6 protein-coding genes are annotated in these 6,425 nt (G+C 31.7%); 4 read left to right on the plus strand and 2 right to left on the minus strand.

Annotated features, from left to right (window positions below; genetic code table 11):
• The coding region (locus ACMUOV_RS03980; RefSeq protein ID WP_413853821.1) for a hypothetical protein at nt 1–1,661 on the minus strand (1,661 nt) is incomplete at its 3' end.
• Nucleotides 1,662–1,740: 79 nt separating this feature from the next.
• On the minus strand, nt 1,741–2,328 hold the full coding sequence (locus ACMUOV_RS03985) for a hypothetical protein (protein ID WP_413853822.1): 588 nt from the start codon (nt 2,326–2,328) through the stop codon (nt 1,741–1,743).
• A gap of 212 nt (nt 2,329–2,540) precedes the next feature.
• Between ACMUOV_RS03985 and ACMUOV_RS03990 the strand changes: the two genes are divergently transcribed.
• The 4 genes from ACMUOV_RS03990 to ACMUOV_RS04005 form a co-directional block, all read left to right on the plus strand.
• Nucleotides 2,541–2,909 carry a hypothetical protein gene (locus tag ACMUOV_RS03990; protein ID WP_413853823.1) on the plus strand — a complete coding sequence of 123 codons (369 nt, stop codon included), beginning with the start codon at nt 2,541–2,543 and terminating at the stop codon, nt 2,907–2,909.
• Entirely contained in the window at nt 2,906–4,204 is a 1,299-nt protein-coding gene (locus tag ACMUOV_RS03995) for a M16 family metallopeptidase (RefSeq protein WP_413853824.1), read from the plus strand. The genes ACMUOV_RS03990 and ACMUOV_RS03995 overlap by 4 nt, the downstream gene beginning before the upstream one ends.
• Nucleotides 4,194–5,498 carry a M16 family metallopeptidase gene (locus tag ACMUOV_RS04000; RefSeq protein ID WP_413853825.1) on the plus strand — a complete coding sequence of 435 codons (1,305 nt, stop codon included), beginning with the start codon at nt 4,194–4,196 and terminating at the stop codon, nt 5,496–5,498. The genes ACMUOV_RS03995 and ACMUOV_RS04000 overlap by 11 nt, the downstream gene beginning before the upstream one ends.
• Nucleotides 5,498–6,425, plus strand: a 928-nt coding sequence (locus ACMUOV_RS04005; RefSeq protein ID WP_413853826.1) for an ATP-binding cassette domain-containing protein, incomplete at its 3' end; no start/stop codon positions are given. The genes ACMUOV_RS04000 and ACMUOV_RS04005, both read left to right, overlap by 1 nt.

Raw genomic sequence — 6,425 nt, forward strand, 5'->3', positions numbered from 1 at the left:
CTGTTTGAAATATTCTTTATTGATTTTAATGCCTTAGTTAATAATGATACTTTTTCGGCATCTGTTTTAGTTCCGTTTTGTATTCCGTCTGCTACTTTTTGGGCTTCTTTTAACCATGTTTTGGCTAAAGCGCTTGTCCCTTCTGCCGAGGATAAGCTGCTTATTAATGTTTTAATATCTTTTGCATTCTTATATACTTTGTATTCATTGCTCTTATTTAATACACTGCTTTGAAGCCCACTGAATACGCTTGTTGAACCGGATTCTTTTTCCAAACTTGCTATTGTTGCATTTTTACTTAATATATTTTTTATCGATTTTAATGCCTTAGTTAATAATGATACTTTTTCGGCATCTGTTTTAGTTCCGTTTACTATTTCATCAACTATCTTCTGTGCTGCTTTTAACCAACTTTTTGCTAATTCACCTACCTTAGATAACATTCCGCTTATCGTGTTTTTAATATCTTTTGCATTCTTATAAATTTTATATTCATTACTCTTATTTAATACACTGGCTTGAAGCCCGCTGAATACACTTGTTGCACCAGATTCTTTTTCCAAACTTGCTATTGTTGCTTTGCTGTTTGAAATATTCTGTATCGATTTTAATGCCTTAGTTAATGCTGTTGTTTTTTCTGCATCTGTTTGGTTTCCGGTTACTATTCCGTCTACTACCTTCTGAGCTGCTTTTAACCATGTCTTTGCTAAACTGCTTGTATTTGCATTTTTTAAAAGAGTGTTTATTAAAGCTTTAGTTTTATCTAAATTTTGTTTATAAGGTTTTGTTAATTCTTGTATTTCCGATAATGCTTTTTCTACATTTTTATAGTCTTGCCCCCACTGCCACCTAAAAATATCATTGTTGTTTGTTAAATCTTTTAAAAGAATACTTGAAACAATATTCATTTGCTCATTTGTAACTTTGTTATTTGCAAATTTATCATAAACCGTAGTTTCATCTAAATTATATTTTTTAGAAATTGCTTTTATTAAGTTTACACCTTTTTCTTGATAATTCGTTTTTGCCGATTTTACAATATCATAAAGTGAAGAAAACACTTTTCCTTTAGCTGACTCTTCTCTTAATACATCTATATCCGCTTTTGTTTTTTGTATCCTGTATGTTGCATTTTCCGCTTCTTTAATTGCAGCTACTTTTACTTTAGATTCTTGGTTGGTATCCAAAAGAACATTATTTAATACTTTTTTTGCTTCCGTTAACCATGTCCTGGCTACCGAGCTTATCGTTTTATCTTGTAATAATTCATCTATATGTTTTCTTGCAAAAGTAGCACGTTCAAATATTTCTGTTATCTGAGCACTTGTTACACCTGTTTTTACAAATACATTAAACAGTTTGCTTTTATCTACTCCTAAAACATTGGAAAGACATGTCAAATCCAACATTGCGGTTTCACCGTATTTTTCAATTATCTTATCGTCAATACTTTGTGATGCTGCTGCTTGCAACACCTGTTTTGCTGCCTGTGAAGGTGTTACGTATGCCGGTTGTAATGCATACCCGTCACCGGTTTTTGTAGAATTGATTGTTATTGCGGAATATGCCGGTATATTTACTATCGCTAAAACCAAACATAACGATACCGACATTGCTACTGCTTTTACTACTACCTTCTTTAATTTTTTTACTACTTTCATTTTTTCCCCCTTACCGTTTTTTTATTTTTTTACTTTCTTTTTTAAGCAAAAAAGAAAACCGACTTGTTTTTTTTTACTTCTAAACAAGTCGGTTTATTCCTGCTATTCTGTTATTGTTATATAATACTGCTATTGTATCTTTTATCCTTACCACCAATATTGCAAATAATATAAAAAATAATATTCCCGTGTCTGTTATTTCATTCGGACGGACTAATCCCGTATCACCATATAAATTAGCATCATTATAAACATTTGAATATGCTAAGCATGCTGCTTTTACTTTTAATAAATTTAATTGTGTTGGACCGTTTGCTTTATTCTTTATTATTATACCGTTATCATTTGATGTATTTATCGGTGCTGTCTCTTCACCTTCTCTTTTCTTGCCGTCTGCCTTCTTATTTATTTTTTCTCCGGCTAAGCCTGCCATATTTAATGCATTTAATACATTCTCGGCTATCTCGTTTGTTACACTTACCACACTTTCGGCATATTTATCCAAAAAGTTTGTTTGTGTTTCTACCGCACAGTTTATTGCTGCCACAAAATATTCTTTAATCTTCTGTGTCTTGGGTATTATCACATTAAACAATACCGATATCATTAATATAATCGCAACGACTTTTCTTGAAGCACGGATAATAGCTAATAACATCTTATCCATATTCTTATTATAACTCTCTTTCCTAAAATTTCAACATCCATTTGTGAAAAATTTGTGAAAAATTTGCAAAGCAAATTTGATTTAGAGCTGAGGGCTGAGGGATGAGGGCTGAAAGCTGAGAGTTTAACGGCACCGGCAACAATTTATAAAGTTATTGAGATATGACGAAGAATTGTAAGAAACAGATAAAAAAATGATATAATAAGCAGGTTATGAATAAAGAAAAATTTACAATATTTCTTGCGGCATTTATTACTTTACTTTTAGGACCGGGTGCGGGACATTTATTGTTAAAGCAATGGAAAAAAGCCGTATTTTTTATTTCGTTGGCATTTGGATTGTTTATTATACTCGGAATTAATTTTATTTCCGAACTCGGAACTGATACGGTTAATTCGATATTAATCCTACCGTCTGCCGAAAGGTTTAAGCAGGTAAGCGATTTTTATTATAAATTTCAGGATAACAATTCAAAAATGATGTTATTTTTTGATGTTTGTTTTGCCGCTGTTTGGGCATACTCAATAGTAGATATTTTTATTTCTACACGAAAAAACAGTAAGGAAGGACAAGAAAAATGAAAAAAATTATAATTTGCATACTTTTGTTGTGTTCAACATTTTTATATGCAGATAAAAAAGGAGTTGCGGATATGAAATTTCCTAACGGATTAGAATTGGTTATAAAACAAGATACAACACTTCCGGTTACATCGGTTCATATTTTCGTCGGAGTAGGTTCGGTTAATGAAAAACCGGAACAGGCGGGACTTTCGCATTTTATAGAACATTTATTATTTAAAGGAAGTAAAAATTATCCCAGCGATTTATTAAGCAGAAATGTGGAAAATATGGGCGGGCTTATAAATGCTTTTACTTCAAACGAAATGACTTGTTACCATGTAAGCATTCAAAAAGACGGCTACATTGATACACTTAAAATGTTAATCGATACGGTTTCAAACCCGCTGTTTCCGGCAGATGAAATTGAAAAAGAAAGAAAAGTTGTTATAGAAGAAATTCAAAGACACAAAGATAACCCGAGAGCCGAACTTTTTGAATTTTTTCTGCAGGGCTTATACAAAACAAGTGATTATAAAAACAGTGTAATCGGAACCGCCGATATTATAGCCAATGTAAAAAGAGAAGAAATTCAAAGATATTTTAATCAAAATTACAGACCTAATAAAATGGTAGTTGCCGTTACAGGTGATGTTGATATTGAACAGACAAAACAAATAGTTAAAGATACTCTCTGTCAACTTGAAAACCCGGTATTTTTCAGCGCGGATCCGACAATAATCGAACCGTTAAAACAAACACCCGTAACTTCAACAAGAACGGATAACACATCGCACAGTTATATGCTTTCCGGTTTTTTGGGTCCCGATATATCAAGCAAAGATATGTTTTCGGCAATAATTGCAATGGATATTTTGGGTGCAGGTAAATCATCAAGATTATACAGAGTTTTAAAAGAAGAAAAAAATCTTGTTTTAAATATCGGAGCCGCTTTTGAAAATTTTAAAGGAACCGGCACCGCATATATTTTTACAATTTTTGATAAAAACAAATATGAAGATATTTGCAAAGAAACAGATGCCGAAATTGAAAAATTTGCAAAAGAAGGTCCTACAAAGCAGGAACTTGAAAAGGCAAAAATAAATATAAAAGCAAATTGGCTGTTTGAAAACCAAACCGTAGGTAACCGTGCATTAAATATAGGTTTTTGGCACCTTATGGGGCATGCCGACTATTTTGACAATTACGTAAAATATATTGATAAAATAAAAGTGGAAGATATTAAAAAATTTATGGCCAAATATTATTCAAAACAAAAATTATCAAAGGCGGTAATTTTCCAAAATGAAAAATAAATTATTTTATTTAATACTTACGGTTGTTTTGTTATGTTGTCAATCAATTATTTTCGGGGGAAGCAAAGTGGAAACTTTTAATTTAAAAAACGGTATTAAGGTAGTATATAAGCAAGTTGAAGGCAGAAACCTTACGGCTTTAAAATTTTGTTCGCCTGTATCGGTAGCTTATGAAAATACCGACAAAGCAGGCGTAACAACATTGCTTTATTCGGTAATGAATCAGTCAACAAAAAAAAGAGATGTTAATACGCTTGCAACCGATATTGAAAATTTGGGTTCGTCAATCGGGTTTGATGTTGAATACGATTTTTCAGGTTTTAACCTTGAATGTATGTCAAAATATTTTGATAAAACATTGGAAATTCTTACCGATATAATAACAAACCCCGCCTTTGACGAACAAGAATTTGAAAAACAAAAAATATTACAAATTGAAAGCATAAAAAACAGAGCAGACAATATTACGCAAACGGCTTATGACAAAATGATAAACGAATTTTTCCCTCAAGACAACCCGTATTCATATACAAGTTACGGCAAAATAGAAACATTACAAAAAATAACAAAACAGGATATTATCGATACTTACAATAAAATATTTACAACCAAAGGAATTGTTATAACGGTTGTAAGCGATATTGATGTTTCAAAAATAAAAAGTAAATTAAACAAAAGTTTCGGCTCTTTAAAACTGACACAGGAAGCAATTCAACCTTCAGTTACCAATGTTTTACCTTTGAGAGATGAAAAAGTTTATCCCGCGAAATTCAACCAGGCGTTTATTATTTATGCTTATGATGTCCCAAATATTTATAACAAAGATTTCTATACATTAAAACTTATTGCTTCGGTTTTAGGCAGCAGAATGACGAGCAGATTATTTATTGAATTAAGGGAAAAATTAGGGCTTGCTTATGAAGTAAACACAAGGTTTCCCACAAGGAAAAACGGCAGTTATTTTTCAATTTACATAGGGCTTGATAAGAAAAACATTCAACTTACAAAAGACGGAATAGAAAAAATAATGGAAAATTTATGCACAACACCTGTACCTGAGCAGGAATTAAAAGATACAAAACAATATGTTAAAGGTGTATATCTTTTGGCAAACCAACCGGTTGAAAGGCAGGCATACAATTTAATGTTCGGTGAAATTTTCGGTTTGGGATATCAATTTAACGATTTATTTATAGAAGAACTTGAGAAAGTAACTTCAGCCGATATTTTGAAAGTTGCAAACAAATATTTCAAACAAAATCCTCTTAAAATTATTTTGCGTCCCGAAAAATAATGATTACGATAAATAACTTATCAAAAGCTTACGGGACGAGAGTTTTATTTAAGGATTTAAGTTTCAATGTCGGTAAAGGTGAAAAAATAGGGCTTGTTGCAAGAAACGGTTACGGAAAAACTACCCTTTTGCAAATGATATTAGGGCTTGTAGAATATGACAGCGGTGAAATACAAATACCTAAAAATTATAAAATAGGTTACCTCCGGCAACATATCAATTTTAAATACAATTCCGTTATGGAAGAAGTTACATCGGTTATGCCTAAAACGGAAATTGACCAAAGTTGGAAAGCCGAAAAAATTCTTTTCGGACTCGGATTTACAAAAGAAACAATCAAACAAAACCCGTTAATGTTTTCCGGCGGTTATAAAATAAGAATAAATTTGGCAAAAATTTTATTGTCCGATGCAAATATGTTATTGTTGGATGAACCGAATAACTATTTGGATATCGTTGCAATAAGGTGGCTTATAAAATTTTTACAAAATTGGAAAGGTGAACTTATTTTAATAACTCATGACCGTTCATTTATGGATAAAGTTGTTACCCATACCGTTGCGATACACAGAAATAAAGCAAGAAAAATAGAAGGAAATACCGAAAAATTATATGCACAAATAGAAAAAGAAGAAGAAATTTACGAAAAAACCCGCATAAACAGAGAAAAGCAAAAAAAGAAAACGGAACTTTTTATAAGAAGGTTTAGGGCAAAAGCACGGCTTGCAGGTATGGTTCAGTCAAGAATAAAAACACTTGAAAAACAACAGGATATGGAAGAATTGACCGAACTTGAAAGCTTGGATTTTTCATTTAACGCTTTACATTTTCCGGCAGCTAAAATGATGAGTGTTCACTCGTTAAAAGTCGGCTATGACAATAATGATATATTAATTGACAATTTGAATTTTGATGTTTTAAAAAAAG

Origin of the sequence: Candidatus Ruminimicrobium bovinum, from assembly GCF_902760015.1 — a bacterium.
Classification (GTDB): Bacteria; Elusimicrobiota; Endomicrobiia; order Endomicrobiales; family Endomicrobiaceae; genus Ruminimicrobium; species Ruminimicrobium bovinum.

Excerpts from the sequence above, each read along its gene's own strand:
- ACMUOV_RS03985 (WP_413853822.1), bottom strand. The coding sequence starts at position 2,328 with ATGGATAAGATGTTATTAGCTATTATCCGTGCTTCAAGAAAAGTCGTT.
- ACMUOV_RS03990 (WP_413853823.1), top strand. The coding sequence starts at position 2,541 with ATGAATAAAGAAAAATTTACAATATTTCTTGCGGCATTTATTACTTTA.
- ACMUOV_RS03995 (WP_413853824.1), top strand. The coding sequence starts at position 2,906 with ATGAAAAAAATTATAATTTGCATACTTTTGTTGTGTTCAACATTTTTA.
- ACMUOV_RS04000 (WP_413853825.1), top strand. The coding sequence starts at position 4,194 with ATGAAAAATAAATTATTTTATTTAATACTTACGGTTGTTTTGTTATGT.